At 62.6% G+C, this 26,161-nt stretch carries 24 protein-coding genes; 13 read left to right on the top strand and 11 right to left on the bottom strand.

What is annotated here, in order from left to right:
- The first annotated feature begins 14 nt into the window (after positions 1-14).
- The 4 genes from VE23_RS09665 (at position 15) to VE23_RS09650 (ending at position 3,760) form a co-directional block, all read left to right on the top strand.
- Positions 15-1,841 (top strand): transglycosylase domain-containing protein, encoded by a 1,827-nt coding sequence (locus tag VE23_RS09665; protein ID WP_198156151.1) that lies wholly within the window; start codon positions 15-17, stop codon positions 1,839-1,841.
- A gap of 635 nt (positions 1,842-2,476) precedes the next feature.
- Positions 2,477-2,692: a spore coat associated protein CotJA gene (locus VE23_RS27320; RefSeq protein WP_048746933.1), complete on the top strand. Its 216-nt coding sequence runs from the start codon at positions 2,477-2,479 to the stop codon at positions 2,690-2,692.
- 9 nt (positions 2,693-2,701) lie between these two features.
- Positions 2,702-2,977, top strand: coding sequence for a spore coat protein CotJB (locus VE23_RS09655; RefSeq protein ID WP_021879557.1), 276 nt, complete (start codon positions 2,702-2,704; stop codon positions 2,975-2,977).
- Between the two features lie 213 nt (positions 2,978-3,190).
- The gene (locus VE23_RS09650; RefSeq protein WP_021879558.1) at positions 3,191-3,760 is read left to right on the top strand and encodes a manganese catalase family protein; all 570 of its coding nucleotides are present in this window, start codon (positions 3,191-3,193) and stop codon (positions 3,758-3,760) included.
- 95 nt (positions 3,761-3,855) lie between these two features.
- Here VE23_RS09650 and VE23_RS25770 read toward each other — a convergent pair whose 3' ends face one another.
- Positions 3,856-4,137, bottom strand: a complete 282-nt coding sequence (locus VE23_RS25770) for a hypothetical protein (RefSeq protein WP_084781376.1) — start codon at positions 4,135-4,137, stop codon at positions 3,856-3,858.
- A gap of 134 nt (positions 4,138-4,271) precedes the next feature.
- Between VE23_RS25770 and VE23_RS09640 the strand changes: the two genes are divergently transcribed.
- From VE23_RS09640 to VE23_RS09630, 3 genes are all read left to right on the top strand, one after another.
- A complete protein-coding gene (locus VE23_RS09640; protein ID WP_049867863.1) occupies positions 4,272-5,252 on the top strand; it encodes a DMT family transporter in 981 nt (326 codons plus the stop codon).
- A gap of 102 nt (positions 5,253-5,354) precedes the next feature.
- A complete protein-coding gene (locus tag VE23_RS09635; protein ID WP_048749454.1) occupies positions 5,355-6,479 on the top strand; it encodes a phosphodiester glycosidase family protein in 1,125 nt (374 codons plus the stop codon).
- Positions 6,480-6,540: 61 nt separating this feature from the next.
- Complete coding sequence (locus VE23_RS09630; protein WP_049867862.1) at positions 6,541-7,233, top strand: HAD family hydrolase; 693 nt, start codon at positions 6,541-6,543, stop codon at positions 7,231-7,233.
- Between the two features lie 206 nt (positions 7,234-7,439).
- On the opposite strand, the gene VE23_RS09625 is transcribed toward VE23_RS09630, so the two are convergent.
- From VE23_RS09625 to VE23_RS09600, 6 genes are read right to left on the bottom strand one after another with little or no spacing between them, the layout of a single operon-like run.
- Complete coding sequence (locus VE23_RS09625; protein WP_084781374.1) at positions 7,440-8,981, bottom strand: YheC/YheD family endospore coat-associated protein; 1,542 nt, start codon at positions 8,979-8,981, stop codon at positions 7,440-7,442.
- A complete protein-coding gene (locus tag VE23_RS09620; RefSeq protein WP_049867861.1) occupies positions 8,938-9,621 on the bottom strand; it encodes a GNAT family N-acetyltransferase in 684 nt (227 codons plus the stop codon). The genes VE23_RS09625 and VE23_RS09620 overlap by 44 nt, the downstream gene beginning before the upstream one ends.
- 4 nt (positions 9,622-9,625) lie before the next feature.
- Entirely contained in the window at positions 9,626-10,786 is a 1,161-nt protein-coding gene (locus VE23_RS09615; RefSeq protein WP_021882153.1) for a YheC/YheD family endospore coat-associated protein, read from the bottom strand.
- A complete protein-coding gene (locus tag VE23_RS09610; RefSeq protein ID WP_049867860.1) occupies positions 10,786-12,156 on the bottom strand; it encodes a YheC/YheD family endospore coat-associated protein in 1,371 nt (456 codons plus the stop codon). The genes VE23_RS09615 and VE23_RS09610 overlap by 1 nt, the downstream gene beginning before the upstream one ends.
- 59 nt (positions 12,157-12,215) lie before the next feature.
- Positions 12,216-13,370, bottom strand: a complete 1,155-nt coding sequence (locus VE23_RS09605) for a YheC/YheD family endospore coat-associated protein (protein ID WP_049867859.1) — start codon at positions 13,368-13,370, stop codon at positions 12,216-12,218.
- Positions 13,371-13,392: 22 nt separating this feature from the next.
- The gene (locus tag VE23_RS09600; RefSeq protein ID WP_048749430.1) at positions 13,393-14,757 is read right to left on the bottom strand and encodes a YheC/YheD family endospore coat-associated protein; all 1,365 of its coding nucleotides are present in this window, start codon (positions 14,755-14,757) and stop codon (positions 13,393-13,395) included.
- 442 nt (positions 14,758-15,199) lie between these two features.
- On the opposite strand from VE23_RS09600, the gene VE23_RS09590 reads away from it, so the two are divergent.
- Together VE23_RS09590 and VE23_RS09585 are read left to right on the top strand one after the other, a co-directional pair.
- Positions 15,200-15,538: a YlbF family regulator gene (locus tag VE23_RS09590; protein ID WP_048749428.1), complete on the top strand. Its 339-nt coding sequence runs from the start codon at positions 15,200-15,202 to the stop codon at positions 15,536-15,538.
- A 100-nt stretch (positions 15,539-15,638) separates the two neighbouring features.
- Entirely contained in the window at positions 15,639-15,920 is a 282-nt protein-coding gene (locus tag VE23_RS09585; RefSeq protein ID WP_049867858.1) for a hypothetical protein, read from the top strand.
- A 112-nt stretch (positions 15,921-16,032) separates the two neighbouring features.
- On the opposite strand, the gene VE23_RS09580 is transcribed toward VE23_RS09585, so the two are convergent.
- The gene (locus VE23_RS09580; RefSeq protein ID WP_049867857.1) at positions 16,033-17,487 is read right to left on the bottom strand and encodes a sensor histidine kinase; all 1,455 of its coding nucleotides are present in this window, start codon (positions 17,485-17,487) and stop codon (positions 16,033-16,035) included.
- A 115-nt stretch (positions 17,488-17,602) separates the two neighbouring features.
- Here VE23_RS09580 and VE23_RS09575 point away from each other — a divergent pair, with 115 nt between their 5' ends.
- From VE23_RS09575 to VE23_RS09565, 3 genes are all read left to right on the top strand, one after another.
- On the top strand, positions 17,603-18,952 hold the full coding sequence (locus VE23_RS09575) for a DRTGG domain-containing protein (protein ID WP_232316861.1): 1,350 nt from the start codon (positions 17,603-17,605) through the stop codon (positions 18,950-18,952).
- A 350-nt stretch (positions 18,953-19,302) separates the two neighbouring features.
- Positions 19,303-19,614, top strand: a complete 312-nt coding sequence (locus VE23_RS09570) for a ribbon-helix-helix protein, CopG family (RefSeq protein ID WP_069202450.1) — start codon at positions 19,303-19,305, stop codon at positions 19,612-19,614.
- Between the two features lie 161 nt (positions 19,615-19,775).
- Positions 19,776-20,915, top strand: a complete 1,140-nt coding sequence (locus VE23_RS09565) for a DNA polymerase III subunit beta (protein WP_198156150.1) — start codon at positions 19,776-19,778, stop codon at positions 20,913-20,915.
- A 166-nt stretch (positions 20,916-21,081) separates the two neighbouring features.
- Here the strand turns inward: VE23_RS09565 and VE23_RS09560 are convergent, their stop codons facing one another.
- The 3 genes from VE23_RS09560 to VE23_RS09550 all read right to left on the bottom strand — a co-directional run bounded on the left by VE23_RS09560 (position 21,082) and on the right by VE23_RS09550 (position 22,642).
- On the bottom strand, positions 21,082-21,399 hold the full coding sequence (locus tag VE23_RS09560; RefSeq protein ID WP_049867855.1) for a YtpI family protein: 318 nt from the start codon (positions 21,397-21,399) through the stop codon (positions 21,082-21,084).
- Between the two features lie 379 nt (positions 21,400-21,778).
- On the bottom strand, positions 21,779-22,300 hold the full coding sequence (locus VE23_RS09555; protein ID WP_048748491.1) for a hypothetical protein: 522 nt from the start codon (positions 22,298-22,300) through the stop codon (positions 21,779-21,781).
- Positions 22,301-22,315: 15 nt separating this feature from the next.
- Positions 22,316-22,642, bottom strand: a complete 327-nt coding sequence (locus tag VE23_RS09550) for a YtrH family sporulation protein (protein WP_048748490.1) — start codon at positions 22,640-22,642, stop codon at positions 22,316-22,318.
- Between the two features lie 147 nt (positions 22,643-22,789).
- On the opposite strand from VE23_RS09550, the gene VE23_RS09545 reads away from it, so the two are divergent.
- Positions 22,790-26,161 (top strand): DNA polymerase III subunit alpha (locus VE23_RS09545; protein ID WP_069202449.1); only part of this gene is annotated, 3,372 nt, incomplete at its 3' end.

Raw genomic sequence — 26,161 nt, 5'->3', positions numbered from 1 at the left:
GGCGCCGCCTTCCCTTGGGACAAAGCCGCTTCTGGTTCGATGCGGCGGCGCTTGCGGCAGCCTTATGCATGCTCGGAATCGCCGCGCTGCATTGGGCGGGAGACGTCGTCACGGACGGCGCGAGCGCCCTTGGCGAGCCGGTGTCGCCCTCGCTTCTGATCGACCGCCAGGGCAAGCAGCTGGGCGTGCTGACGAGCCCGCGGCATGGATATCGTGGAGGAGAGCTGGAGCGGCGGCTCCCTCCTTTGTTGAAGGAAGCCTTCGTGGCGACGGAGGACAAAAGGTTCTATTCGCATGGCGGCATCGACTTCCGCGCCTTGCTTAGAGCCGCGGCAGCCAATGTCTCCAGCGGCCGGATCGTCGAGGGAGGCAGCAGCATCACGCAGCAGCTCGCCAGGACGGCCTACCTGTCCAATGAGAAGAGCTTGCTGCGCAAAGCTCTTGAAATGGCCGCCGCGCTGTCCTTGGAACGGCGTTATTCCAAAGAAGAGCTGCTGCGCCAGTATTTGAGCCGGGTCTACATGGGCAAGCAGCTGTACGGCGTGAAAGCGGCGGCCGAGCGGTATTTCGGCGTGTCCAGGCTGGACAGTCTGGAGCTGTGGCAGATCGCGACGCTTGCCGCGATTCCGAAGGGACCGGCGCTGTTCAATCCGATCGACCACCCGGAGCGCAGCAAGGAGCGGCGCCAAGTCGTCCTGCGGCTCATGCTCGAGCAAGGATATATTACGCAGCGGCAAATGGAGGCGGCCGGCGCTGTCGATTACAAGGCGCCTGCGGCGCCGCAAAAGACGGCGAGCGCTTCTCTCGCGGAAGCCGTCTTCCGGGAGGCGGAGGAGAGAGCTTCGCTGACCGAAGAAGAGCTGCTCGGAGGGGGATATACGATCGCCATCGGACTGGATGCCGGCTTGCAGGGCGGCCTTGAGAACCTGTCCTCGCTGGATGCCCGCCTTCCCAAAAGCTCTTCCGGCCGGCCGGTTCAAGCCGCGGCCGTTGTACTGGACAACGGCACCGCGGAAATCATAGCCTTCGCAGGGGGGAGCGGCGGGGCTTCAGGCGGGTTCAACCGGGCTTTCGCCCGCCGGCAGCCCGGCTCGGCATTCAAGCCGATCTCCGTATACGGGCCGGCGCTGGAGACGGGCTTGTACTCGCCGGAGTCCATGCTGCAGGACCGCCAAGCCAGCTACGGCAGCTACGCTCCGAGAAATCCGGGAGGGGTGTACAGGGGAAGCGTCCCGATGCGGCAGGCGGTCCAGAATTCAATCAATGCCCCCGCCGTATGGCTCCTTCAGCAGATCGGCTTGAAAGCCTCAATGAAATTCGCTTCGGGACTCGGAATCCGGCTTGGGAAGGAAGACCGGAATCTCGCGATTGCGCTCGGAGGGCTGTCCACGGGAGTCACGCCGGTCGAGATGGCCCAGGCTTACCGGGCGTTCGCGGCCGGAGGAAGCTTTGAGGAAGCGCATCTCATCCGCAGCATCACGGATCGGCACGGCAAAATCGTCTACGCCTTCCAGCCGGCGGGCAAGAGGGCGATGTCGGCTGCAACGGCGGCCGCCATGACCTCCATGCTGCAAGAAGCCGCCCGGGACGGAACCGGCAGGAAGGCCGGCCTGGGTCCGGGAGTGGCTGGCAAGACCGGTACGACGCAGCTGGAGGGCGGTCCTCCGGGAGCGAGCCGGGATGCCTGGTTCGTCGGGTATACGGCACGTTATACCGCATCCGTATGGATGGGCCTGGACAAAGCCGGAGAGGAGCATATGGCGGCATCCGGAGTCGATGCGGCTCGTTTGTTCGCGGCTATAGCCCGCGTTGCCGATGGCCGTCCTGCTGCGGGAAGATGACGATCGGCGCCCCGTATCGGACATGCTTGCCCGGTTCAAGCATCGGATCTGGACGCCGGGCGCGTGTGCGGGCAACGAGCGGGTCCGAAGGACGGGAAGCTCATGCGAGGCGGCCCGTATGAGCCGCCCTGCCCTTCAAGCCGGACGGCGAGGCTTTTAAAAAGATGGCAAGTTGGAAAAGCCATCCTACATACCTTTTAAACGAGCATAACAGCAGGGCGCCGAATGTCCCGGCTTGACGAGCCGACGCGCCCAGGTCAGTCAGAAGGGATGATGGCATGAACATGCAGGCAGGCAGGCAAGGAGCGGGAGCTCCGGCTTCGTACGGCGCTGCACCGGGTCCATACGGCGGCGTCATCGGGAATCAAGGCTATTCTCCCGGAACTTATCGCAATGAGCCCGAGTTCCAGGCTCCTGTCCAGGGAGGTTATGGAGCTCAAGGAGGATACGGCGGCAACGGAGCCCAAGGAGGGTACGGCGCCGTCCAGCCGGCAGGCTATCAAGGCGGAAATCAAGCCCAAGGAGGGTATGGCGCCGTCCAGCCCGCCGGTTATCAGGGCGGAAATCAAGCCCAAGGAGGGTACGGAGCCGTTCAGCCGGCAGGCTATCAAGGCGGAGAAATTCCTCCTCCGGGAGTGCCCGGGGCCGGCTACCGGGAGTGGTACCCGTTCCATGGCCCGTTCGACCCTTGTCCGCCCATTCAGGTGAAGACGTACGTCATTCCTCCGAACCAGTATATTCCCTATCAGCCGATGGGGCTGCCCCAGTATCCGCTCGAGGAAGCTCTTAGGCTGGGCACGCTGTGGCCGGCGCTCTACAGTCCTTACGAATCCAGATGCGGAAGGAGCTGACCGCGACCTATGAGCGAGGAGAAGCAGGCGTTTGACACGGAAGCTTACTATGCCCAGTTGAAGGAGCTCCAGACGCTGGATTTCGCGCTTGTGGAGCTGAATCTGTATCTCAACACCCATCCGGGAGACATGCAGGCGATCCAGCAGTTCAACCAGCTGGCCCAAAAGCGGCAGGCTTGCGCCCAGCAGTTCGAAATGCAGTTCGGCCCGCTCGTGAACTTCGGCAACAGCTACTCCCGATATCCATGGCAGTGGAGCGAGACTCCATGGCCGTGGCAGGTATGACCGCATGTGTTCGGCGGGGTCGGAAATGCGGAAAGCAGACAAGAGAGCCGGTGCGGGCTGTCAGCGCAGGTGCAGCGGATGCGCATCGGCGGTGAAGGAAGAGCCGCCAAGGCTCTCCCTGTCGCCGCCGCCGGCTGAAGGGACAGCAGGGCATGAAGCGGAGCGGGAGAAGGCAGCGGCGTCTGCCCATTTGAGGGAAAGCGGGGTGGTAGAATGTGGCTCTATGAAAAGAAGCTTCAGTACCCGGTTCGAGTGAGCAAATGCGATCCCATGATGGCGAAATTCCTGACGGAGCAGTACGGGGGAGCGGACGGAGAGCTGGCGGCGGCGCTGCGCTACCTGAACCAGCGCTACACGATTCCCGATAAGGTTATTGGAGTTCTGAACGATATCGGCACGGAGGAGTTCGCCCATCTGGAAATGATCGCGACGATGATTTACAAGCTGACCAAGGACGCTACACCCGACCAGCTGAGAGCGGCGGGGCTGGGGGCCGATTTTGTCAATCATGGCGGGGACTTGTTCTACGAGAACGCAGCCGGGGTTCCTTGGACGGCTACTTACATCGCGGCCAAGGGCGATCCGCTTACGAATCTGTACGAGGATATCGCGGCAGAGGAAAAAGCCCGCGCCACCTATCAATGGCTCATCGATTATACGGACGACGTCGATTTGCAGGACAGCTTGAAGTTCCTTCGCGAACGGGAAATCGTCCATGCGATGAGGTTCAAGGAATCCGTGGAAATCATCAAAGCGGACATGGGCCAGAAGAAGGTGTACTGAACGAAGCCGACATATCGGAAGCCGAGAATGTACAGGAACATAGGAAAAAACGCCGGGGAAGCCTCCGGCGTTTTTTGTTGGGACGGCAAGAGAAATCAGCGGTCGAAAATGGAAGGGGGACGGTGTCCGCCCCCATGGAAGCCGCCCCCATGGAAGCCGCCGCCATGGAAGCCGGGGCCATGGAATCCGGGACCGAAGCCGGGGCCGTGGAAGCCCGGTCCGAATCCAGGGCCGAACCCAGGCCCGAAGCCGGGACCGAACCCGCCGATCGGGAACGGAATAGGGAGAGGAACAACGTCCGGATAGAGCGGATAAGGGTACGGATAAGGGTAGGGGTACGGATACGGGTAGTCGGGACCTGCAGGTACAAATGACATGAGGCATGCCTCCGATGGATTAAGGATGTTACAGCCTATGCCGGAACGGGCGAAACGGGCACTGGCCTACTCGGCCCAAAAGCGGTTTAATAGCAGTAAGGCATTGAGCTCTGCAGAAAGGGAGGAGGGCCGTCATGCGTCCTATCGCGCTCGGCGCCGCATCGGCATTATTGTTCGCGGTCACGTTCGTGCTCAACCGCGGGATGGAGCTTGCGGGGGGCAGCTGGCTCTGGAGCGCATCGCTCCGATATTTCTTCATGGTTCCGCTGCTTCTGCTTCTCGTTGGCGCGAGAGGCAGGCTGCGTCCCCTGTTCCGGGAGATCAGGCTCAGGCCAGGCAGCTGGCTGCTGTGGAGCTTTGTCGGCTTCGGGCTGTTCTACGCCCCGATCTGCTTTGCGGCCGCCTACAGTCCCGGCTGGCTGACGGCCGGGGTGTGGCAGATCACGATCGTATCGGGATCGCTGCTGGTTCCTTTCTTCTATGAGACGGTCATGACTGCGGAAGGAGCCCGCAGAAGGCGCCAGAAGCTTCCGCTGAGAGGATTGGCATTGTCGCTGATCATCCTTGCGGGCGTAGCGCTGATGCAGATCGGATATGCGAGCGCTCTGCACGGCGGAGAAGCATGGCTGGGGGTCTTGGCCGTCGCCGCGGCCTCCTTTGCCTATCCGCTCGGCAACCGCAAGATGATGGAGCTGTGCGGAGGCCGGCTGGACGCCTACCAGCGCGTGCTGGGAATGACGATTGCCAGCCTGCCTTTTTGGCTGCTGCTGGCCGTTCTCGGCTGGACGATGGAAGGACCGCCGTCCGGCGGCCAGCTGCTGCAGACGCTGCTCATCGCCGTGTTTGCCGGAGTGGCGGCTACGGTGCTCTTTTTCCACGCCACCGATCTGGCCCGAGGCAGCACGGAGAAGATGGCTTCCGTCGAGGCCACCCAATCCCTGGAGGTGCTGTTCGCGGCGGGCGGGGAGACGCTGCTGCTCGGGAGCGCCTATCCTTCTCCGGTCTCCTGGATCGGAACAGGCGTCGTCATGGCCGGAATGGTTCTGCACAGCTACGCCTCCCGCCCGCGAAGCGGCTCCTTCCGCACGGATAGAGCCGAAGCCAAGGAGGGCTAGAGGGGAGCCTGCCCGGCTGCAGCGGCGCGGCTTCCATATATTCCTGAAACTTTCGCCCTGCTCCCTTCGTCTGAGTCGTTGACTATGATGGTGGAGAGAGGGATGACGTTGGCTCAATTAGCTCCCCGCACAAAGGCGCGCAAGAAGCGGAGCCGCAAGAAACGGGGATTTTTCGCAAGTCTGTTCCGCCTGTGCCTGATGTTGGGCGCGGCCGGAATCGTCGCAGCCGGTGGTTTGGCCGCATGGCTGTTCTATACTCCCAGCGGAAACGAATACCGTTATCTGGCGGCGGATACGCTGATTACGACGCAGCATCGCATCTGGGCCAAATATCTCATCGGCCAGGAGGAGCTGGACAAGCGCGTCGCCGCTTACCAGCAGTCCTTCGACAAGATGGGCCAGGAGGCCGATCATCATGAGATCGTGCGGCCGGCCGGTTCGTCGACGGCTTCCGACAAGCCGAAGGAGCTGGTCTCCGTCGAGCCGATATCCGGCAAATCCTACAAGGGCTTCGTAATGACGGTCAGCGATCCGACCAAGATCAGGCTCGGCATTCCTGCCGCCAAGGGCAAGGGGGAAAAGGTCACGAGCATGGTGAAGCGCTACGGTGCGATCGCGGGAGTCAACGCCGGCGGCTTCGCGGACCCGAACTGGAAGGGCAACGGCTTCCAGCCGATCGGCGTCGTCATTTCCCGCGGCAAGGTGCTCTACCAGGATCTCGACAAATCCAAGAGCACCCAGATCGTCGGCCTCGACAAGAGCGGCAAGATGATCGCCGGGCATTACACGCTGAAGCAGCTGGAGGACCTGGGCATTCAGGAAGGCGTCACGTTCCAGCCGCGCATCATCGTGAACGGCAAGGGGCTTGTCAAAAATCATGCCGACGGCTGGGGCATCGCTCCCCGCACCGCGATGGGCCAGAAGGCGGACGGATCGATCTTGTTCGTCGTCATCGACGGCCGCCAGCCGGGCTACAGCATCGGCGCTGATCTGTACGACGTGCAGAAGATTTTGCTGGATCGCGGCGCGGTCATTGCGGCCAATCTCGACGGCGGCTCGTCCACCGTGCTGGTGAACGGCGGAGAGATTGTCAACAATCCGTCTTCCCAGCACGGCGAACGGTATTTGCCGACCGCGTTCCTCGTGTTCGACGATCCCGATGCGGCCAGCATTCCCAACGTATGGCAAGGGCTGAAGCCGGGAGACATCGACGCCTCCAAATGGTAGGTTGCCTATTGCGGGTGCTTCCCGTATGATGATGGCAATCAATCAGGCAAAGGGTGGGAGCATGGCGAAGGATATCGGCATCAACAAGCTGTATAGGCCCGAGGCGGTCATTTTCGATATGGACGGCACGCTGTTCCAGACGGAGACGCTGCTGCGGCTCGTGCACGGAAGGCTGTTCGGCACCCTCCGCGACGAAGGCTTGTATACGCAGCCCGAACCGCCCGTCGAGGCGCTGCTCGGCTGTCTGGGCATGCTGCTGGAGGACATCTGGCGCAAGCTGATGCCGGATGCCTCCGAGGCGGCGAGGCGGCGCGCGGATGTGCTGATGCTTCAATACGAGCTGGAAGGCCTGTCGGCCGGAGACGGGCTGTTGTACGAAGGCGTGCCGGAGACGTTGGCGGAGCTGAAGCGGCAGGGCGTGCGGCTGTTCGTCGCCAGCAACGGCCTCCAGGATTATGTGGAGGGAATCGTGCTGCATAAGCGTCTCGGCGGGCTGTTCGACGGACTGTACAGCGCCGGCGGCCGGGGAACGGCTTCCAAGACGGATCTCGTGCGCCTGCTGCTGGAAGAGAACGGCATCGGCAGCGCCTGGATGGTCGGCGACCGCTCCTCCGACGTGCAGGCGGGAGCCGGCAACGGGCTCGCCGTCGTGGGCTGCGCCTACGCAGGCTTCGGCGACAGCGGCGAGCTGGACGGCAGCGACGTGCGCATCACCGGCTTCGCCGAGCTGCTGGAGCTGCTGCCGGAAGCTTGAGCAGCAGCCTGTCGGCGGCATCCCATCGGGATGCCGCTTTTTTGTCTATCGATTCAAGAACGTTCCGAATTGGGCTGCTGCTGTCGGAGCCTGCAATGTCCATCAAGCATGAAGACAAAACAACGCGGCAGGGACAATAAGCGGCACCAAAAAAAAGGAGTCGAGCACGGTTTATCCGTGTCCGATTCCTTTTTTGCACGAGAGGCCTACGACTCGGCCGGACCTTCGGAAGACATGGAGTCCGGATTTTCCGTCTCGGCCGGCGCTCCGGATAGCGGTTCGATTTCCGGCGCTTCGCTTTCCAGCTTCCACCCCTCTTCAAGCTCCGGAATCCGTTGGACGGACCGGACCACCGGCCGGTCGGCGGCCAGAGGCTTGCCGGGCAGGATGGGTCTGCGCTTCAGGAACCCGCCCGGAACCCGGACGCGCGGCTGCATCGTTTTGCCGAATCCTTCTTTTGCCGAAGGCTTCTTCCGGACAGAGAGGCTGCCCGCCTTGCCGCTTTCGACGGGTTCCGTACGGCCTTTCCGCTGGTCTGCCGGACGGCTTCCCTTCGTCCGGCCGCCGCCGTCGCGCTTGCCGGCCTTGCCGGAGCCGACGGGACGGCTGTCCTTGGTGCGGCTGCCGGTCGTGCGGCCGCCCGACTTGCGCTGCGCCCTGCGGTTGTAAAGGTACAGGGCATATTCAAGGGGCTTGACGATCGCCCGGTCGTAGGTATCGATATCTCCGCTCTGCTTGAACACTTCGCGTGCCGGCTTGGGATTGACCTCCAGCAGCCAGATGCCGCCCTGACGGTCGATCGCCAGGTCGAGGGCGAGCTCGCACAGCCTGCCGTACTGCCGTTCCAGGTATTCGGCCACCTCGATCGAGAACTGCTCGGCCTCCAGCCTGACCTCGGATGCCTGGAGCCCTTCGTCGATCCAGGAATCGAGCAGCTCTTCCATTTTAGCCGCCTTGCCGCCGCCGTGAAGGTTGGAGGTGATGCTGCCGGCCGCTCCGATCCGTCCCGCGCAGCCGGTCGGCTCCCATTCGCCGCGTCCGTTCTTCTGCACGAGCATCCGGTAGTCATGGACGCGCCCGCTCGGAAGCTTCAGCTGGATGCCCTGCTGGACGATATAGCGTCCTCCGCCGAGGCTCCAGGAGCTTAGACGGCTCTGAAGCCCGCCTGCGCCGACTTTCTGGGGCCGGATGATTTTCCGCGACTGGTCGCGTCCCTGGATGGAATACATGCCGCCGGCAAGCCTTTCGATCCGCAGAATGCCGCGTCCGCCTGTGCCGTTGATCGGCTTGAGGAAGACGAGCGGATGCTTTTTCAGCATGTCGGCCAGATCCCGGTGGGAGGCGTACAGCACCGTTTGGGGCTGCTTGTTCTGGAAGCGGGGCTGGGACTGAAGCGTTTTGTAGATCGTCCATTTGTTTCTCAGCGGCCGGTTGAGGAAGCCGAGGTGCCCGTAGCGGGAGCGGAATTTCTTCAGCTGCTCGAACCGGGGCGAATTCTGGATGCGGCAGCGGTCGAAGATGAGATGCGGAAAGGAGGACCAGCGCCGCGACCATGCCTTCGACGAAGGATCGTAGTACATGGCGTTGATCCGGTTCCCTTCGTAATCGACATCCGCCGGGGTGAACACCATCACATCCATGCCGAGGCGCTTGCCTGCGACGATCATCCGCTGGTAGATGGGCCTCTCCTCGAGCAGCTTCTGGTCATTGAGGTATAACGTTAAAATGCCGAGTACGGGTCGGGCCACTGTCATCTCTCCTTGGTGCGTCCGGCGGTCGGCTTGTTCCCCCCGGATGTTGGATAAGCGGCGATGCCGGCCGGGAGCCGGCCGTTCCGCTTCGAAGCCGCGGGGAGGCTGAGCTTCCGCGCCGTGCCGCAGACGGAGGATCGGCTGCAAGAGCGGCGGCGGCTTCCGCTGCGGCAGCCGGCGAAGCGCCGCTTTGGAAGATGAGCGTCGCTTTGCCGGTGGGGCCGTCCTGCAGGGAAGTCGCCGCAAAGCCGGCGCGGAAGCACATTTTCATGCTCGCGGTATTGTCCGCGGCAACTCTGCAGGAGAGATGTCCCCATCGCTCCTGCAGCCTCTTCAGGAGCAGGCTGCCGGCTCCGCGCCCGCGCAGGGGAGGAGCAACGGCGACAAGGCAGGCCTCCAGGCCCGCCTCGCGGGCGAAAGCCGCCCCCGCCGTTTTGCCGTCCTCCGTCGTGACCACAGCGATTGCGGCCGCCGGGCTGCTCCCAGGCTGCCTCGGCTCGAGATCGGCCGGCTGCAACGCTTCCAGCGCGGCGAGTCCCGCTCCGGTCAGCCTTCCGCTGCCCCAGGACTTGATGAGCCGAATCAACCGATCCCGGTGACGGCTCCATTGAGCCGGTGTAAGCAGCTGTACATTCATTTGTTTATGCGCCTCCAGCCTTCCCCTGTTTCGGCGAGCGCATCAGGTACGATCCGTATTGGAAAATGCGCTCGAGCGATTTTTTGCGGATGTGGGGCTCGTCGAACTTCATCGGCTTGGCGTTGGCTTCGAAAAACCAGAGGCCGCCTTCCACGTCGACGCCGAGATCCATCGACATTTCGCCATGGCTTTGTCCGCTGGCCGTCTCGATTTGGCGGGCCAGCTGCACACAGGCGCTCCGGGCCTTGCTCATGAGCTCGCGGGCTTCCTGAGGGCCGAAGGCATGCTGAAGCAGCTTCTCCGGATCCTCGATGCTGCCTCCCCGGGGGACATGGGTCGTGATGCTGCGGGAGCCCGCGAGACGGGCGCCGATGCCGGAAACGGCCCATTGGCCGCTTCCGTTTTTCTGCACGAGCGCGCGGAGGTCGAACCTGCGCTCCTGGTACAGCGCGAGGTCGATGCCCTGCTGGGCGATATACGACACGCCGCCGCTCTCTCTTAGAATACGCGACCACAGCTTGCTTATCGTCGCGCAATTATACGTGCTGCTTTTTTTCTTTTGCTGGATGCGCAGACGGTAAGGCAGCGTCTTGCCCTCCATCACCCGGATGGTCATGATTCCCTTGCCTGCCTTGCCGCTGACCGGCTTCAGGTAGAGATAGGGATGCTTGCTGATCATCCGGCCGAGGCCGGTGACCGAAACCATTTTGCGGGTGGACGGAATATACCGATTCGTCGCCTGGGATTTCTTCAGCCACTCGAACAGCTCCCATTTGTTGAAGAAGGAAGGATTGAAGACGCCTTTGATCCGGGGATGCTGCTGGCACAGCCGGAGCTTTTGCTGCACCTTCGGCCGCATTTCGTCCTCGCGCTGGGGAATCCGGTTGTAGACGAGGTCGGGGAAGGGGAAGCGTCCCTTGACCCATTCCCCCGTCTTGTCGTTCAAGCCGTAGCCGCTCAGCATCGGTTCGGTGAAATTCAGGCTTTTGCAGGGTAGGACATAGACGGTGAAGCCCATGTCGCGTCCGGTTTTGGCTACGTCGGCGAAGTTTTCGCGATTGCCTCTGAATCCGAGCAGCCGATCCGACATCGTCAGGATAGCCAGAACCGGCCGCTTGGAAGCCGGGTCGGCCGGAGGATAGCCGGGAATTTGCTCAAGCTCCATCAGCTGTCCCTCCCCCGGAAGCGGCTCAGGTACAGGCAATGCTCCAGAATATATTCCAGGGAGGCGCGGCCTTCCGTCTTCAAGGAGGGATGCTTGAATATGGACCGTCCGGGCTTGGCGTTGGCCTCGAACATCCAGACGTCGCCGTCCTTGTCGATGCCGATATCCAGGCCGAGCTCGCCCAGACGGTGAGGATAGTTGCGCTCGATCGCCTCCGACATCTTCACGGCTACTTTTTTCGCCTTTTCGAGCACTTCGCTCGTCTCGCCGCCGAATGCGCGCGAGAGGGCGCTTGCGGGCGTCATGAGGGAGCCGCCATTCTTGATATGCGTCGTGACGCTGCCGCGTCCCGCTTTTTTGGCGCCGATGCCGGCGGTCACCCATTCATTGCGCCCGTTCTTGTGCATGTGGAAGCGGAAGTCGATCGGGCAGGCGTCGATTTCCACAAGCCGGATGCCCTGCTGCACGACATAACCGCCGAAGGAGCTTCCGATGCGGGCATGCAGCGTCTTCATGAGTCCCTGAAAGGTGCTGAAGCGCAGCAGCACGTTTTTGCCCCCGCTGCGGTAGCGGGCGAAATAGCCTTTTTTCGGCTGGTAGGTGAGGCGGTAGATGCCGGCTCCGAGGCTGCCGCCGGATGGCTTGAAGTAGACGAAGTTGTGCTTGCTCAGCAGCTCCTTGATCTTCTCCTCCGTCGGCGCGGATACCGACTCCGGCAGATGGCGGAGCGCCTCGACATCCTTGTCGAGCAGCTTGTAGACATCGGATTTATTGAAGAAGCTCCAGTTGAAGAAGGGGATTCCCTTGCGCACGAAGCGTTCGCGGAGCGTGGAAATATAGGTGCCGGTCTCGGCCTTGCGGCTCGGCAGGCGGTTGTAGACGACATCCGGAAGAGGCACGGTCTTGCGGTACCAGCTGCCGTCGGAATTCAGGAAGTAGCCGTTCACCGTCTCCTGCTGCCAGTTGATGTCGCGCGGGGCGAACCCGAAGAAGTAGGCTTTCTTGTCTCCGATGCGGATCAGTTCCTTGATGAAGCCGGTGCGGGAGCCGAACGGCAAGGCGGAGGACACATAGCCGTCGCTCAGGATGCCGACGAGCGGCCCGAATTGCACCTCATCCTCGTTCGCATGCAGCATGAATACGTTGCCGGACTTCGGAACGCGGATATGCTGACGGATGGCGGAGCCGAGGTACACATGGTTGCCCTCCCCCTTGACGGATTTCACCGAGGCCGTTACCGTTTCCCTTCCCAGCTTGATCGACAGCTTCTTTTTCCCGGACAGCTTCAGCGACCGGTACAACGGTCCCGACACATAGACGACCCGGTCGTTTTTGTCGGAGAAATGCACATTGCATAAAGTAAGACTCATGAGGAACCTCCTGGGCGTTCTGTCGCTAGGGTAGCGGATCTATGTCAATGGTTGATGGTTTAATTGCGTATGAGGCTGCGTCCGGCAGGCGTAGGACTCGGTCCCTCGCACAGGAGCCGGGCATAGAGCAGCGGCCGTTCCACCGCCGTGCGGGCGGTTCCGCCGGCGAAGCCGGCAAAGGCTTCGCGCCCCGGCCTGGAGTTCATCTCCAGCAGCCACAGCCTTCCATCCGGCTCGACGCCGAAGTCGAGGCCAAGCTCGGCGAAGCGGCCGAAAGAGCTTTCCGCCGCTTCGGCCGCTGCCAGCGCCAGCCTGTCGATGCGGGCAGACACCCTATCTGCGGCAGCCAGCCCGAGCTGCATGGACAGACCGTCCCGGGCCGGAATCGCTTCGCCGCCACCATGGAGATTGGAGGCGACGCCTCCCGGCCTTCCCCGGCGCATCGCTGTTCCCGTCAGCCGCCATTCGCCGCGGCCGTCCTTCTGGACGAGAGCGCGGATGTCGAAGGGCCGGCCTTGGCGGTCGCAGAGCGGCAGGCAGGGCTGGACGACGTAGCGGGTGCGGCCGGCCAGCCGGCAGATCAGCGCTGCGGCCGCGTCCAGATCCGGCTGGAGGCTGCGGAAGGGCCGGCTGCCGCCGTCCCGGCCTCGAACGAGCCAGCCGCCTTCGGCTGCGGGGGCCGCACTGATGACGCCGCGGCCTTGCATGCCTCCATCCGGCTTGAGGAAGAGGGAGCCGAAGCTCTCGGCTGTCTCGCATAACGCCTGCCTGCCGGCCAGCGGACGGCTTGGAGGCACGAGCTCGGCGAGCTCGGCGCCGCTGCGGCGAAGAGCGTCGTACTGGGCGGATTTGCCGGGCAGCCAGCCGTTCAGGACGACATGGGGCTGCAGGGCGGCCAGCCGGCTCAAAGTATCCCTGTAAGGGCGGATGCGGCCGGAGACGAGAGGGCCGCAGCGATCGTAGATGACAGCAGGCCAGGGGACTTCCTTTTCGGACCAGCCGCTGCTCTCCCTTACATAGCCCGTAAGAATGCCGCTGTCCGGATCCAGGCTTCCCGGAGTGAACACGTACAGATCCACTCCGAGCTCTTCGGCCCGGCTGCTGAGGGCGGCGAGAAAGCTGTCTTCCGGAAACGTCCTGCGCTGCTCCCGGCCGTCCTCTCCTTCATGGATATCCGATACCAGGACGCCGACGCTGCTCCGGTTGCCTCTCATATGGACCGCCCCCTTTATCCCGTCAGAATCCCGCCAGATAGCGGGAATACTGGATCATGTTGCGTACCGAAGGACGAATCTTGCCTTCGTTCAGCGGCGTGTTGTCGTTCTTGGAAGGCTTGGAGTTGACCTCCAGCAGCCATACCCTGCCCCCTGTATCGAGGGCCAGATCGATGCCCAGCTCGCCGAAGTGCGCCGGTATCCGGGCGTCGATGCCTTGCGCGATATCGAGCGCGGCTCTTTGCAGCTTGGCGCCGGCGCCGGCCTTGTAGCCGGGAGCCAGATTGCTGCGCGCCACCGCTTCCTTGACCCGGCTGAGCGTTCCGCCGCGGGCGAGGTTCGAGACGAAGTGATTGCTGCCCGCCGTACGGGCAACGATGGAAGTCAGCGCCCAGCTGCCGCTATGGTTTTTCTGCACGAGCGCCCGGAAGTCGACGGGCCGCTTGCCTATATCGATCAGGGTGAGCCCCTGCTGCAGCTGGTAGCGCACGGTTTTCAGCTTGCCGCCCAGCGAGGAATACAGCTTAGCCAGGCTGGGATACGATTGGCGGCGGATGCCGGCCGGCGCCGTATAGGTGGCCAGCACGCTTTCGCCCTCGAGCTTGCTTACCCGGATGATCCCTTTGCCGAGGCTTCCGCGCTCGGGCTTGAGGAACAGGACGGGATGCCGCGCCGCCATCGACTTGAGATCGGCGTAGCTGCGCAGCAGCCTGGAATCCGGGAGGTACTTGGCAAGGCTGCTTTCGTGGCCGAGAGCGCCGAATACCTCGTTTTTATCCAGAAATTTCTCGTTGAATACTTGAGTTCCATATCGTGATTTCGCTTCTTTGAAAAACTGCTGAACCGAAGGGCGGTTCTCCAGCTTGCGCGCGGTAAGCCGGTTGTTGACCACATCCGGTACGGGCATGCTCGTTTTCCGCCAGCCGCCGTTGTAGATCCACCCCTCGATGCGCGAGCCCGATACCGCCGCATCGGGAGTCAGGAAGTAGACGGAGGCGCCTTGAGCGGCGCAGGCATCCACCAGCTCCCGGCAGAACATCGTGATCGCCCCGAACGGCCGGTCCGTCTGCTGCGGATAATCCCGGCTGATGAGGACGCCGATCAGAGGCCCGAGCGACAAAGTGCTTGAGCTCTGCTTGTAGCTCGATCGCAGGACGGCTCCTCCCGGTATGCCCATTTGGCGTGCCAGCGAGGCGCCGATTTTCATGACGTCGCCTTTGCCTCCGGATGAGATGCGCACCGTAGTCCGGAACGACCCGAACTTCAAGGTGACGGGGTGGCCGAGCGACAGTTTGTATTGCTTGACATAAGCATCGCCCAGCAGGATGGTATCCTCGGCCAAGGTGCCTGCCTGCGGCACCTGGACGGTGATTTTGGATTTAAGCATCGACGAATCTCCTTCCAGAGCGAAGGGTAGTGCGGGTTGGCGGTCGGATGGGTATAGGTGAATGAAACGGATTAATTCATCATATGAGGACATCTATACCTTGGTGATAGGCGCCGCCAATAAGGACGGGGCGTTTTGGCCGGATTGGGCGGATGCCCGGAGCGCGGAGGCGATCATTCCCGCCCGCATGGGACATGCTGTGAGGGATGCGGGGCAGGGGCCGGTGAAAAAGAAGCGAAGGGCGCGGAATCGTTCCGGAGAAACGAACGAGCTCGTGGCGACTCCGGCCGCCGGCACGTATCGATGTGCCATGCACCTGCCTCTGTCCCCCAATTTCATCCGCGCGCGCAGCAGGCGGTCCGCCTGCAGGCGCCATGCTTTTTTGCCAGCGGCTCTTCCATGATGGTATGATGGGCGCAGGAAAAACGAGGGAGATGAAGCCATGAACGTATATGATCGTGCTTACGAGCTGGCCCAGGCTCTGCAGGGCAGTCTGGAGGCCAAGCAGGTCATGGAGGCCCGCGCGGCGGCGGACCGGGATCCGGATGCCCGGCGGATGCTGGCCGACTTCCAGCGGCGCCAGCTCGAGCTGCAGCAGCGCATGATGGGCGGCGAGGAGCCGTCCGCCGAAGAGCTGGACGGCCTCGGCAAGCTGTACGAGCTGCTGAGCCTCAATCCGCTCGTTCAGGACTACTTCGAGGCCGAGAAGCGCCTTGGCGTCGTGTATGAGGACGTGAACCGGATCATCGGCAGCTCCATGCAATCCGTGCTGCTTCCTTAACAAATCCCATTCTTTCCCTGGAGGGCATGTTCGCCCGCTCGTCCGCATAGGCTAAGACAGACAAGCAGCCTACTAGGAGAGTTGGGGGGAAGGATTGCGGATGAATTCCGGCAAATGGAAGCATGGAATCTACCTGCTCGCGGCGCTCGGCATGCTCCTCTATGCGCTGCCGCGCCTGGAGCTCGGCAGCCCGTGGAGCTTCGCCACGGTGTTCGGGGTGTTGTGGTCGGCGCTGGCTCTGCTCGTCATCGCGGCCAACCTGCGCGTCCTGCTCAGCGACCGCGAGCGGGAACGCAGGCGCGTAGCCGCCATACGGCGGCAGCGGGCGATGCACAACTGCAAGCTGCCGGAGAAGAAGCCGGAACGCCGCTACCGCGGCTGAGAGGCGGCAATCTTCGGAGGACGGGAAAAAGACCGGATGCAGGAGCTGGAGCCAGCTCTTTCTGCATCCGGTCTTTTTTTGGCGTCTGAGCCGGGAGGAACTTCCTTCCGTTTCATCGGGTCCCTCGGACCGTTTCGGTCCCTGCTCCTGTTCGGTCCATCTCTGCCCGGCCCGTTCCTGCCGGGGCCTCTCCGCCGCCGGACAGCACGGGAGCGCAGGGCAGAACGACGCTGACGCAGAGGATCGAGCCGTCAAGCCGGGCGGAGGCGGATCCCTTGTAGTGCCTGGCGCGCTCCGCCACGATGGAAAGCCCGAGTCCGGAATGGCCCGAGCCGGACGGCTTGGTGCTGTATCCCGCCCGAAACATTTTTTGAAGGATCGCCAGATCCGTTCCGGCCCGGCAGCGGTTGGAGACGGCGATGGTCATGCTGCGCCCGTCCAGGAAGGCTTCGAGCCGGACTTCGCGCTGTCCCGCCGGCAGCTCCGCGGCCTCGTCGAAGGCGTTGTCGAGCAGGTTCGCCGCAATGCGGACGAGATCGATGCTTTTGAGCGGAGGCAGCGCGGCTGCCTCAAGCAGATCTGCGATCTCGTAGTCCAGCGAGATGCCGAGGCTCTTGGCCGCCTCTTCCTTCACGCTGAGAAGGGCAGCGACGGCTGGAAACGGCAAGGCGGCGAGATCGGCGGCGACCCGGTTGACGGCCTCGATCTCCTCCAGCACCTCTCCCATATAAGCCCTCAGCTCTTCCTGCTTGCCCAGCTTCAGCATCAGATGCATGGTCTGGACATGATTGATGAAATCATGACGCTGCCCCCGAATCGTAGCCAGCATCCGGACGAGATCGCCTTCGATTGCCTGTCCGCCCTTGTCTTCTCCTTCGCGGCGTGCTTGGGCGATCAGCCGCAGCGCCATGAAGATGACCGGGGCGATCGTCGAGACGCTCAGAACGAGAAGGAGCGAAGAGCTCTGCCGGACGCCGCTGACGACATAATGCTCGAGAAACAGCAGCGCCAGCAGCATGAACTGCAGGGAGACGAGCAGGATGAAATAGAACATCGACGACCCTGCCGCTTTTGAAAGGCCCTTCTTCAGCATGGTTCCGGGATGGATATTCCGGCGCTCCATCAGCAGCGCCGCCAGCGCGAACAAGGCGAAGGAAGGCCAGCAGACGGCGATCTTCAGCCAGACGGGTCCGCTCAGGACGCTCTCGTAGGCGGTGAATTGAACCGCGGCGCCCATTGTGACCATATCCGACAGGATAATGAAGATGAGCAGCAGCGCTTGCACCACCAGGCGCTGCCGCAGACTCATTTCCCGGAAAAACAGCCAGAGAAAAAATGCGATGGAAACGATCGTATTGCCGAAATGCGCCCAGGCGGGAAGCTCGAAGAAGAAAAGATCCGTATATAGGGAGGACGCCGCGACGAATCCAAGAGTCCGCTTCCAGAAGCCTTCGGTCCGGATGCCGAGAAACTGGAAGGTGAAGCAGGTGAAGATGAGGCTCTGAGGAAAGGATACGAACACATAGAGAGTAGCTGAGCGCATGAGCAGGCTGGAATCGATATTCACACTTGGCTCTCCTTGTCGGACCGTTTCGGTATCGGTTCAGGCGTTCATTTCTACTTTAGCGGCTTTTTGCTAAAATGAACATATCGATTTTCATCGGCGAAAGGCGGCGAAGCAGGTGGCCTCAGACAACGGCGGCAAACCATCCATGGAAGCACTGACGAAGCACGAACAGCTGATCCGCCATATCGAGGAGCTGGAGCCGGGAGTCCGGATATCGGTCCGGGGCATCGCCAAGGAGCATGGAGTCAGCGAAGGGACGGCCTACAAGGCGATCAAGGAAGCCGAGCAGACGGGCCTTGTCGCGACCAAAAAAAGAATCGGAACCGTGCGCGTGCACCGCTCCCGCAGAGGATCGCTTGAAGGGCTTACCTTCGGCGACGTGGCCGAAATCGTGGAGGGACAGCTGCTCGGAGGCGCCGAAGGCCTGCAGCGGACGCTGCATAAGTTCGTCATCGGCGCGATGGAGCTGGAGGCGATGAGCCGTTATATCAACGAAGACAGCCTGCTCATCGTCGGCAACAGGCAGGAAGCCCACAGGACCGCGCTGCAGCAAGGCGCGGGCGTGCTCATTACGGGCGGCTTCGGCACGGGCGAGGAGGTCATCGCCCTGGCCGACGAGCGGGGGCTTCCGATTATCGTCTCCCGCCACGACACCTTCACCGTGGCCTCGATGATCAATCGGGCCATGTACGACCGGCTGATCAAGCAGAAGATCGTGCTGATCGAGGATATCATGAGCTTCGGCCGGCCGGCAGACGTGCTTGGCGCGAAGGATACGGCGGCGGATTTCCACCGGCTTGCAGGCATTACGGGCAGCTTCCGCTTTCCGGTGCTGGACGAGCGGGGCCGTGTCACGGGGATGATGACGGCCAAGGATGCGGCCGGATCGGATCCGCAGACGCCGCTGGAGCGGCTGATGACCCGTCATCCCATCACGGCTGCCCCCAATATCACCGTCACCTCGGCCGCTCATACGATGGCGGCCGAAGGCATCGACCTGCTGCCCGTCGTCGACCGCCACCGCAAGCTGCTCGGCGTCATCACCCGCCAGGAAGTGCTTGAAGCGATGCGGATCACCGGCCGCCAGGGCGAGTCCGGAGAGACGTTCGACGAGCTCATCGGCGCGGGCTTCGAGCGTCGGGAGGACGAGGGCTCGTTCCGGTATTCCGGCGTAGCCGCGGCGCAGATGTCCGGCACGCCGGGAACCGTATCCGAGGGCGTCCTGGCGACGCTCATGATCCAGGCTTCCCGGCGCATGGTCCGGGAGAGCGGGCGGAGCGACCATATGATCGAGAGCGTGACATCGTACTTCATGCGTCCGGTGGCCATCGATTCGCAACTGCATCTGGAGCCTGCGGTGCTGGAGATGAGCCGCAAGTCGGCCAAGCTGGAAATTCAGCTCAGCGATTCCTCCGGCGTGGCGGCCAAGGCGATTCTGTCCATGCAGCTGATGGACGGTTATTGACAGGCTTCCGAGCCTTCTGCATCCGCATGGCATGGATCTGCCGTCAGGCATCATGGATTCCGCTCCGGGCCCGTCAGCAGGACGATTGGGCTCGTCTTGATGCCGTCCCATTTTCACGACAGGCCGTTTTTTTCATGAGCTGCCGCCTTCCCGGCCCTCTTGGAGAAGCGGCTTTTTTTTGCATCCCCGAGACAGCAGAGCTTTGCTGCCGCACAGCCCAGGAGGATTTTTAGATCGGGTTGGATCGCCCCTGTCCGTTTTTCCATTCATTTACAACTATAAGCACGCATGGTACAATGAATAGAGTCATATTGATAATGGTAACTTTATTCAAAAAGGAGGGCCATGCCATGGATCGTAAATTCACGAAAATAGCTCCACGGGAGCCGGACGGCCAGCTGTCCATGATGTTTGCGCGCGGAGGCCATCGTTCCGGCGCAGGCAGGAAAGCGATCGGAATGACGCGCAAGGTATCGCTCACGCTCAGCGAGCCGTTGTGGGCCGAGATCGACAGGCGATGTCGCCGGACGGGCCGGTCCAGATCGGAGGTTCTGCGGGTTCTCCTGGAAGCGGCTGTCGCTGCAGGGGGCGATGAGGCTGAAGAAGCTGAAGAAGCTGAAGAAGCTAAAGCTGAAGAAGAAAATGGAGAACCAAGAAGCTGAAAAAACAAGAAGTTAAAAAACAAGAAGCTGAAAAAACAAGAAGCTGAGGATACAAGAAGTTTAATAACCTGGAAGCGGAAGATAAGGAAGAGAGCGGAAAATAATGGGATGAAGGCGCAGGTGGCGGGAAGATGCGGCTGATGATCAAGAGGGATCTATTGATGGAAGCATGTGACCAGGTTGTTCCGGCGGGAGGCGGGTTCCGGACCGGGGAGCTGCATTTGACCGCGGGCGGAGGTGAACTCGCCGTGAGCGCGGTTGCCGGAAGGATCGTGCATCAAGCCGTAGTGCCGGTTGATGCCGGCTCGCTGAAAATCGAGCATATCGGACGTCTGGCTCTGCCAGCCCGCTATTTCCTTGGCGTCATTCGCCAGGCGGACGGCGAATGGCTTGAGCTTGAAGGACCTTCGGGCGGCATGGCTCGCATCAAGTCCGGGCAGTCGGAGCATCGGCTGGCCGTTGCCGAATTCGGGGAACCGCCGGTTCTGGCCGATGCCGCCGGCCATCCTGCTTTCGTTTTGGATGCCGGCAGCTTCCATTCCAGGCTGAAGCAGGTTCTTTTCGCCGCCGCGGCATCGGGCTCAAGGCTGCCGTTGACCGGCATTCTGATTGAAGCGGGAGGATCGTCCTGGAAGCTGTCGGCGACGGACGGTGTCCGTTATGCCAGCTGCCGCATGGGCGCTTGGGGCGGCGGCGGAGCCGGATGGAGCTGTCTGCTCCCGGCCAAGCCGCTTCACGACTCGCTCAAGGCGCTCGGAATGGAAAAGGGAGCCTCCCTTTCCCTCGCGATCTTTCCTTTCCAGGTCCAGTTGTCGGCAGGAAGGGCCAAGGTTCAGCTCCCGAGGCTGGAAGGCCGCCTGCCGTTCATCAAGGAGGACATATCCGGAGAGGGAGTCCAAGGCATTTCCCTGGACTCGGCTGCTTTTCGCCAAGCGCTCGATCGGGCCTGCCTGGTCGCCGGCCCTTCTGGCGCGGTGAGACTGAGCGTGGATGCGGAAGCCGCTTTTCTGTCCGCGAGGACGGCAGGAGTAGGGGAGACCCGGCAAAGGCTGCTCGGGGTTGAACGGATTGCCGCCGCCGAATCATCCTGGCAGGTGCTGTTTCATGGAGGGGGCATGAGGGAAATCGCGCATGCCATCGACTATCCCCGGCTGTCGCTGGCAATCGGGGGCCGGCAGAAGCCGATCCGGATCACCGTTCCCGAGGACGAAGGGCGGCTGTACATGATAGCCCCCATCTTGGAGGCCGTCTCTCTTCAAGAGGAGGCTGAGCTTCATTCCAAATGGGGAGGAGCCCGCTGATGCCCCGATGTCCGGGATGCCAGGTTTCCCGGCCCGGCGGCGCAACTTCAAGCATCGTGAGCGGGTTCAATCCTCATCGCCGTGTTTGGGGAATGACAAAAGCCGGCCTGCAATGCCGTATACACGGCATTGCAGGCCGGCTTTGCTGTTCCGGAAGCGGCAAGCTTCAGCTGCCGCTGCGTTCCATGGCGGCGCGGATCATGCTGCGGTTGCGCAGGCCGGCAAAGATGTTGAACAGCCCGAGCACCATGAAGAGGGAGCCGATGATGACACGCAGCGTGGAGCCGCTGTACATGAACATCTGGATCAGCGAGATGAACAGGAGCATGCTGCCCATGCTGATATTCATGCGGGCGGCGTGCAGGGCGCGCTGGCGCGGGTCGGAGGAACGGCGGGACTTGAAGCTGTAGACGACGGACATCGCAGAAGTCAGGACGATGCCTGCGATGAGAATCCACTGAAGCCATACGACGGGATCGTTCATGGTCGAGTGCTGCTCCTTTTTTCAACTTGCGGACGCGAAGTCCGGTTTTTGGCCATTGTACCATGAATGCGGATGCAATCGCGAACAGGCTGCGGCGGGGACCAGGCGAAGCAGCGGGCTTGCACGGACGATGGAGACGTGAATGATTTCATAGCGGCCCCGATGCTCGAAGCTTCCGGTCCGCTTCCGGAATCATGCTCCGCAACGAGCGTTGCCCCGCCTGCCGCTCCGACCACGGAGAGGAGTCCGTCGACGGACTCCTTTATCTCCTGGTGGAGTTTTTCGAAATGGGAGCTTCCAGCGGGATCCTTTCCTGAAGGCCTTTATCGAAGCGGCTTTCAGCGGGATCCTTTCCTGAAGGCCTTTATCGAAGCGGCTTTCAGCGGGATCCGTCCTGTTTGGCGCTGCTGTTCATTTCCGGTCCCTTCTGGCTCACGCTGACCCATACCTGCAGCCTGTTTTCAACGACGAGCACCGTTTTGATTTCGAGCAGCAGGTTCTTGTCCTTGTCTTTATAAATTTTGCCGGCAAGCAGCTCGCGAGCGAGCCTCGACTCGCGGTCGATGTCGAAGACGCTATGGCCCTCCAGCACCTTCAGATCGTCGTGAAGCATTTTCCGCAGCCGCGTTTTGGCGGGCTCGTCGAGCGATGCCGTCACGGGACCGTCCTCGAAGCGGATCTGAAGCGATTTGATGATGGAACTCTGTTGGTTGAACTTGGTCAGCTTCTCGATTTCATTATCCCGTTCATTGAGCTGGCCTTCCAGCTCGCTCTTGAGGTTGGCGATCCGGTCGAACTGGGCCTGGAAGAGAGCCTGATAGAGGGCGGCGCCGATGACGATGCCGCAGATGACGAGGCCGAGCGCTTGGGTCAGCCTGGCGAAGCGGTCGAAAGGAGGCATGCGCATGGAGTCTCCTCACACCCCGTCCCGGCAGATCATGCGGATCAGCTCCGTGCCGGCATGCGCCCCGATGAAAGCGCAGAAGATGAACAGCAGCTGCTGGGCCACCGGGGACAGATGGCCTTGGGATATGTTGCTCTCGATGACCCGCATGGGATCGATCGTGCCGCCGACCGCGGCGACCAGCGCCCATATTTTCAGGCGCGATGCCGTATCGACCATCATAAGGGACGGCGGCGAGGAAGCCAGCACGGAGGCGATGCCCGCGAGCAGCGTGCCTCCGACGACGACTCCGAAGGCAATGAAGCAATCGATCAGGGCTTTGGTCAAGATCATGTTCATTCGGCTCATCCGCCTCACCTGTTTCGTCTAATAGTAGGGAGCGCTTGTCTCCCTTCCTCCATTCTATGGGCTTGGCCGGGTTGTTTATGATAAGATAGACGGAAAGAGCGAACAAGTGTGCCCCGCATGGGGAGAGGGAGAGAGCCGATGAGCGGAAGCGAGAGTTTCGTGCACCTGCATGTGCACAGCGAATACAGCCTGCTGGACGGAGCGGCGCGGATCCGCGACCTGACGGCGCGCGCGGCGGAGCTCGGCATGACCTCGCTGGCTCTGACCGATCACGGCGTCATGTACGGGGCGGTTCCCTTCTACAAGTCCTGCCTGAAGCACGGCATCAAGCCGATCATCGGCTGCGAGATGTACATGACGGCCGGCTCCAGGGCGGACAAGGGAACGCGCAAGGACAATCCGATCTACCATCTGATCCTGCTCGCCAAAAACGAAGCCGGCTACCGGAACCTCATGAAGCTGTGCTCGATCGGCCATCTGGAAGGGTTCCACTACAAGCCGCGGATCGACCACGAGGCGCTCGCCCGGCATGCGGAAGGGCTGATCTGCCTCAGCTCCTGCCTGCAGGGCGAGGTGGCGCAGCATCTGCTCTACGACCGTCCGGAGGAAGCGAGGAGGGCGGCGCTCCGTTACCGCAGCGCGTTCGGCGAGGATTTTTTCCTGGAAATCCAGGACCACGGCATGGCGGAGCAAAAAAAAGTAATGGCCGGCATGATGGCGCTGGCGGAAGAGACCGGCATCCCGCTCGTCGCGACCAATGACGCCCACTACCTGCGGCAGGAGGATGCCGCCGTGCAGGATGTGCTCATCTGCATCGGCACCGGCAAAAGCGTCAGCGATCCGGACCGCATGCATATGCATGGCGATCAGAACTACCTCAAGAGCCCGGAGGAGATGGGGCGGCTGTTCCGCCACGTGCCGCAGGCGCTGGAGAACACGGTCCGCATCGCCGAGCGCTGCAATCTGGTGCTGAGGCTCGGCGAGCACGCGCTACCGGAATACAGCCCGCTGCCGAATGGCATGACAGCCGCGTCTTATCTGGAGGAGCTCTGCCGGCGGGGATTGGCGGAACGTTACGCCGCAGAAGCTTGGGGAGCGGCAGGCTCGGCAAGCGCGGTTGGCGTAGCGCCTGGAGACCGGGGAGCGGGATCCGGACCTTCCATGGCGGAGAGCGGCGGAGCGGGCGGGACGGCTTCTCCGGCAGATGGCGGCAGCTTCCTGAGGAAGGCGGGGGAGAGGCTGTCCTACGAGCTGTCCGTCATCGAGCGGATGGGCTTCAGCGACTATTTCCTCATCGTCTGGGATTTCATCCGCTACGCCCATGAGCAGGGCATCCGCACCGGTCCGGGCCGCGGCTCTTCGGCGGGCAGCCTCGTCGCCTACTGCCTGCGGATTACCGATGTGGATCCGCTGAAGCACAGGCTGCTGTTCGAGCGGTTCCTCAATCCCGAGCGGATCAGCATGCCGGATATCGACATCGACTTCAACGACGAGCGGCGCGACGAGGTCATCGCCTACGTAAGCCGCAAGTACGGGGCCGGGCATGTCGCGCAGATCATTACTTTCGGCACGCTGGCCGCCAAGGCGGCCGTCCGCGACGTCGGCAGGGCGCTGGACGTGCCGCTCGGCGACGTCGATCGCGTCGCCAAGCTCATTCCGGGCCAGCCGGGCACGACGCTGGAATCGGCGATGGCTTCCGTGCCGCAGCTGCGCGAAAGCGCGGATCATCCGGCTACCCGCGATCTCATCGCGATGGCGCTGAAGGTGGAAGGCATGCCCCGGCATGCCTCCACGCACGCCGCCGGCGTCGTCATCGCCGGACGTCCGCTGACGGACTACGTGCCGCTGCAGGCCGGCTCCGAAGCGGCTCCGCTCACGCAGTATTCCATGGAGAACGTCGAGGCGGTCGGCCTGCTCAAGATGGACTTCCTCGGCCTGCGCACGCTGTCCATCCTGGAGCGCACGCTGAACTGGATCCGCGAGAGCGAAGGCACGGAGATCGACTTCCGCGCCGTCGCCGACGACGACCCGGCGACGTACGAGATGCTCGGCAGGGGGGATACGACGGGCATCTTCCAGCTGGAGTCCAGCGGCATGCGCCGCGTGCTGAGGGAGCTGAAGCCTTCCTCGTTCGAGGACATCGTCTCGGTGCTGGCTCTGTACAGGCCGGGTCCGATGGAGTTCATTCCGCAGTTCATCCGGGGCAAGCACGGGCTTGCGGAGGTCCAGTATCCTCATCCCTCGCTGGAGCCGATTCTGAAGGACACGCACGGCATCATCGTCTACCAGGAGCAGATCATGCAGATCGCCTCTTCGATGGCCGGCTTCTCGCTCGGAGAGGCCGACCTGCTGCGGCGGGCCGTCTCCAAGAAGAAGCGCGAGATTCTCGACGAGCAGAGAGCGGCCTTCGTCAGAGGCAGCCTCGGCCAAGGCTATCTCGAAGAGGAGGCGGACCGGGTCTACGACATGATCCTGCGCTTCGCCGACTACGGCTTCCCGCGGGCGCATGCGGCGGCTTACGGCGTGCTGGCGTTCCAGACGGCCTGGCTCAAGCGCCATTATCCGGTCGCCTTCATGGCCTCGATGCTGGCTTCCGTGACGGGCAACCAGCGCAAGACCGGAGAGTACATCGACGAATGCCGGCGGATGGGCATCGCCGTGCTGCCGCCGGACGTCAACCATAGCGGAGTCACCTTCGCGCCGGACGGCGGAGCGGTCCGCTTCGGCCTTGCGTCGATCAAGAACGTCGGCACCCAGGCGATCGAGTCCATTCTTCGGGAAAGGAAGGAGCGCCCCTTCGCGAGCCTGATCGATCTGTGCCGGCGCGTCGACCTGCGCGTCGTGAACAAGCGCGTCCTGGAAGGCCTGATCGGCTCCGGCGCTCTGGAATCGATGCCCGGCCACCGGGCGCAGCAGCTCGCGGCGCTCGACGAGTCGGTGGAAACGGCGCAGAAGTGGCGCAAGGAGCGCGAGGAGCTGCAGATCGAGCTGTTCGGCTTCGAGGAAGTGCAGAACTGGGACGTGGAGCTGCCGGCCGTGCAGCCCTATTCCGCCGCGCAGCAGCTGGAGCTGGAGCGGGAGCTGCTCGGCCTGTACTTGACGGGCCATCCGCTCGACGCTGTCGAGCATGTTCTCGACGGGCTGGAGCTCGACCGACTGGTCGACCTGGCCGAGGCGCCGGACGGATTGTCCTGCGTCGCCGCCGTTCGCGTCGTGTCGCTGAAGCAGCTGCGCACCCGCAAGGGCCAGCAGATGGCCTTCGCGGAGGCGGAGGACCGCATCGTGCGCGCCGAGGCGGTGCTGTTCCCTACGGCTTGGTCCCGCTTCGGGGACAAGCTCGAAGCCGGCAGCCTGGTCGTCATCCAGGCCGCCGTGCAGCAGGGAGACGAGGACTTCAAGCTCATCGTCGATGACCTCGTCCCCCTTGACGCCGGCGATCCCGCCTTCGCCGCCGGGGTCGCCCGGCTTCGCCGCCAGGCGCGCGCCCGCAGCGCGCGCGCAGCGGCCGCG

The sequence above is a fragment of the Paenibacillus sp. D9 genome (genome assembly GCF_001188365.1).
In the GTDB taxonomy this organism is placed as follows: domain Bacteria; phylum Bacillota; class Bacilli; order Paenibacillales; family Paenibacillaceae; genus Paenibacillus_O; species Paenibacillus_O humicus.
This window is presented reverse-complemented; position numbering and strand designations above follow the sequence as displayed.

Bases quoted from the DNA above. Each gene is read 5' to 3' on its own strand.
- VE23_RS09655 (WP_021879557.1), top strand. From the start codon at position 2,702: ATGAGCGAGGAGAAGCAGGCGTTTGACACGGAAGCTTACTATGCCCAG.
- VE23_RS09650 (WP_021879558.1), top strand. From the start codon at position 3,191: ATGTGGCTCTATGAAAAGAAGCTTCAGTACCCGGTTCGAGTGAGCAAA.
- VE23_RS25770 (WP_084781376.1), bottom strand. From the start codon at position 4,137: ATGTCATTTGTACCTGCAGGTCCCGACTACCCGTATCCGTACCCCTAC.
- VE23_RS09640 (WP_049867863.1), top strand. From the start codon at position 4,272: ATGCGTCCTATCGCGCTCGGCGCCGCATCGGCATTATTGTTCGCGGTC.
- VE23_RS09635 (WP_048749454.1), top strand. From the start codon at position 5,355: ATGACGTTGGCTCAATTAGCTCCCCGCACAAAGGCGCGCAAGAAGCGG.
- VE23_RS09630 (WP_049867862.1), top strand. From the start codon at position 6,541: ATGGCGAAGGATATCGGCATCAACAAGCTGTATAGGCCCGAGGCGGTC.
- VE23_RS09620 (WP_049867861.1), bottom strand. From the start codon at position 9,621: ATGAATGTACAGCTGCTTACACCGGCTCAATGGAGCCGTCACCGGGAT.
- VE23_RS09615 (WP_021882153.1), bottom strand. From the start codon at position 10,786: ATGGAGCTTGAGCAAATTCCCGGCTATCCTCCGGCCGACCCGGCTTCC.
- VE23_RS09610 (WP_049867860.1), bottom strand. From the start codon at position 12,156: ATGAGTCTTACTTTATGCAATGTGCATTTCTCCGACAAAAACGACCGG.
- VE23_RS09605 (WP_049867859.1), bottom strand. From the start codon at position 13,370: ATGAGAGGCAACCGGAGCAGCGTCGGCGTCCTGGTATCGGATATCCAT.
- VE23_RS09600 (WP_048749430.1), bottom strand. From the start codon at position 14,757: ATGCTTAAATCCAAAATCACCGTCCAGGTGCCGCAGGCAGGCACCTTG.
- VE23_RS09590 (WP_048749428.1), top strand. From the start codon at position 15,200: ATGAACGTATATGATCGTGCTTACGAGCTGGCCCAGGCTCTGCAGGGC.
- VE23_RS09585 (WP_049867858.1), top strand. From the start codon at position 15,639: ATGAATTCCGGCAAATGGAAGCATGGAATCTACCTGCTCGCGGCGCTC.
- VE23_RS09570 (WP_069202450.1), top strand. From the start codon at position 19,303: ATGGATCGTAAATTCACGAAAATAGCTCCACGGGAGCCGGACGGCCAG.
- VE23_RS09565 (WP_198156150.1), top strand. From the start codon at position 19,776: ATGGAAGCATGTGACCAGGTTGTTCCGGCGGGAGGCGGGTTCCGGACC.
- VE23_RS09560 (WP_049867855.1), bottom strand. From the start codon at position 21,399: ATGAACGATCCCGTCGTATGGCTTCAGTGGATTCTCATCGCAGGCATC.
- VE23_RS09555 (WP_048748491.1), bottom strand. From the start codon at position 22,300: ATGCCTCCTTTCGACCGCTTCGCCAGGCTGACCCAAGCGCTCGGCCTC.
- VE23_RS09550 (WP_048748490.1), bottom strand. From the start codon at position 22,642: ATGAACATGATCTTGACCAAAGCCCTGATCGATTGCTTCATTGCCTTC.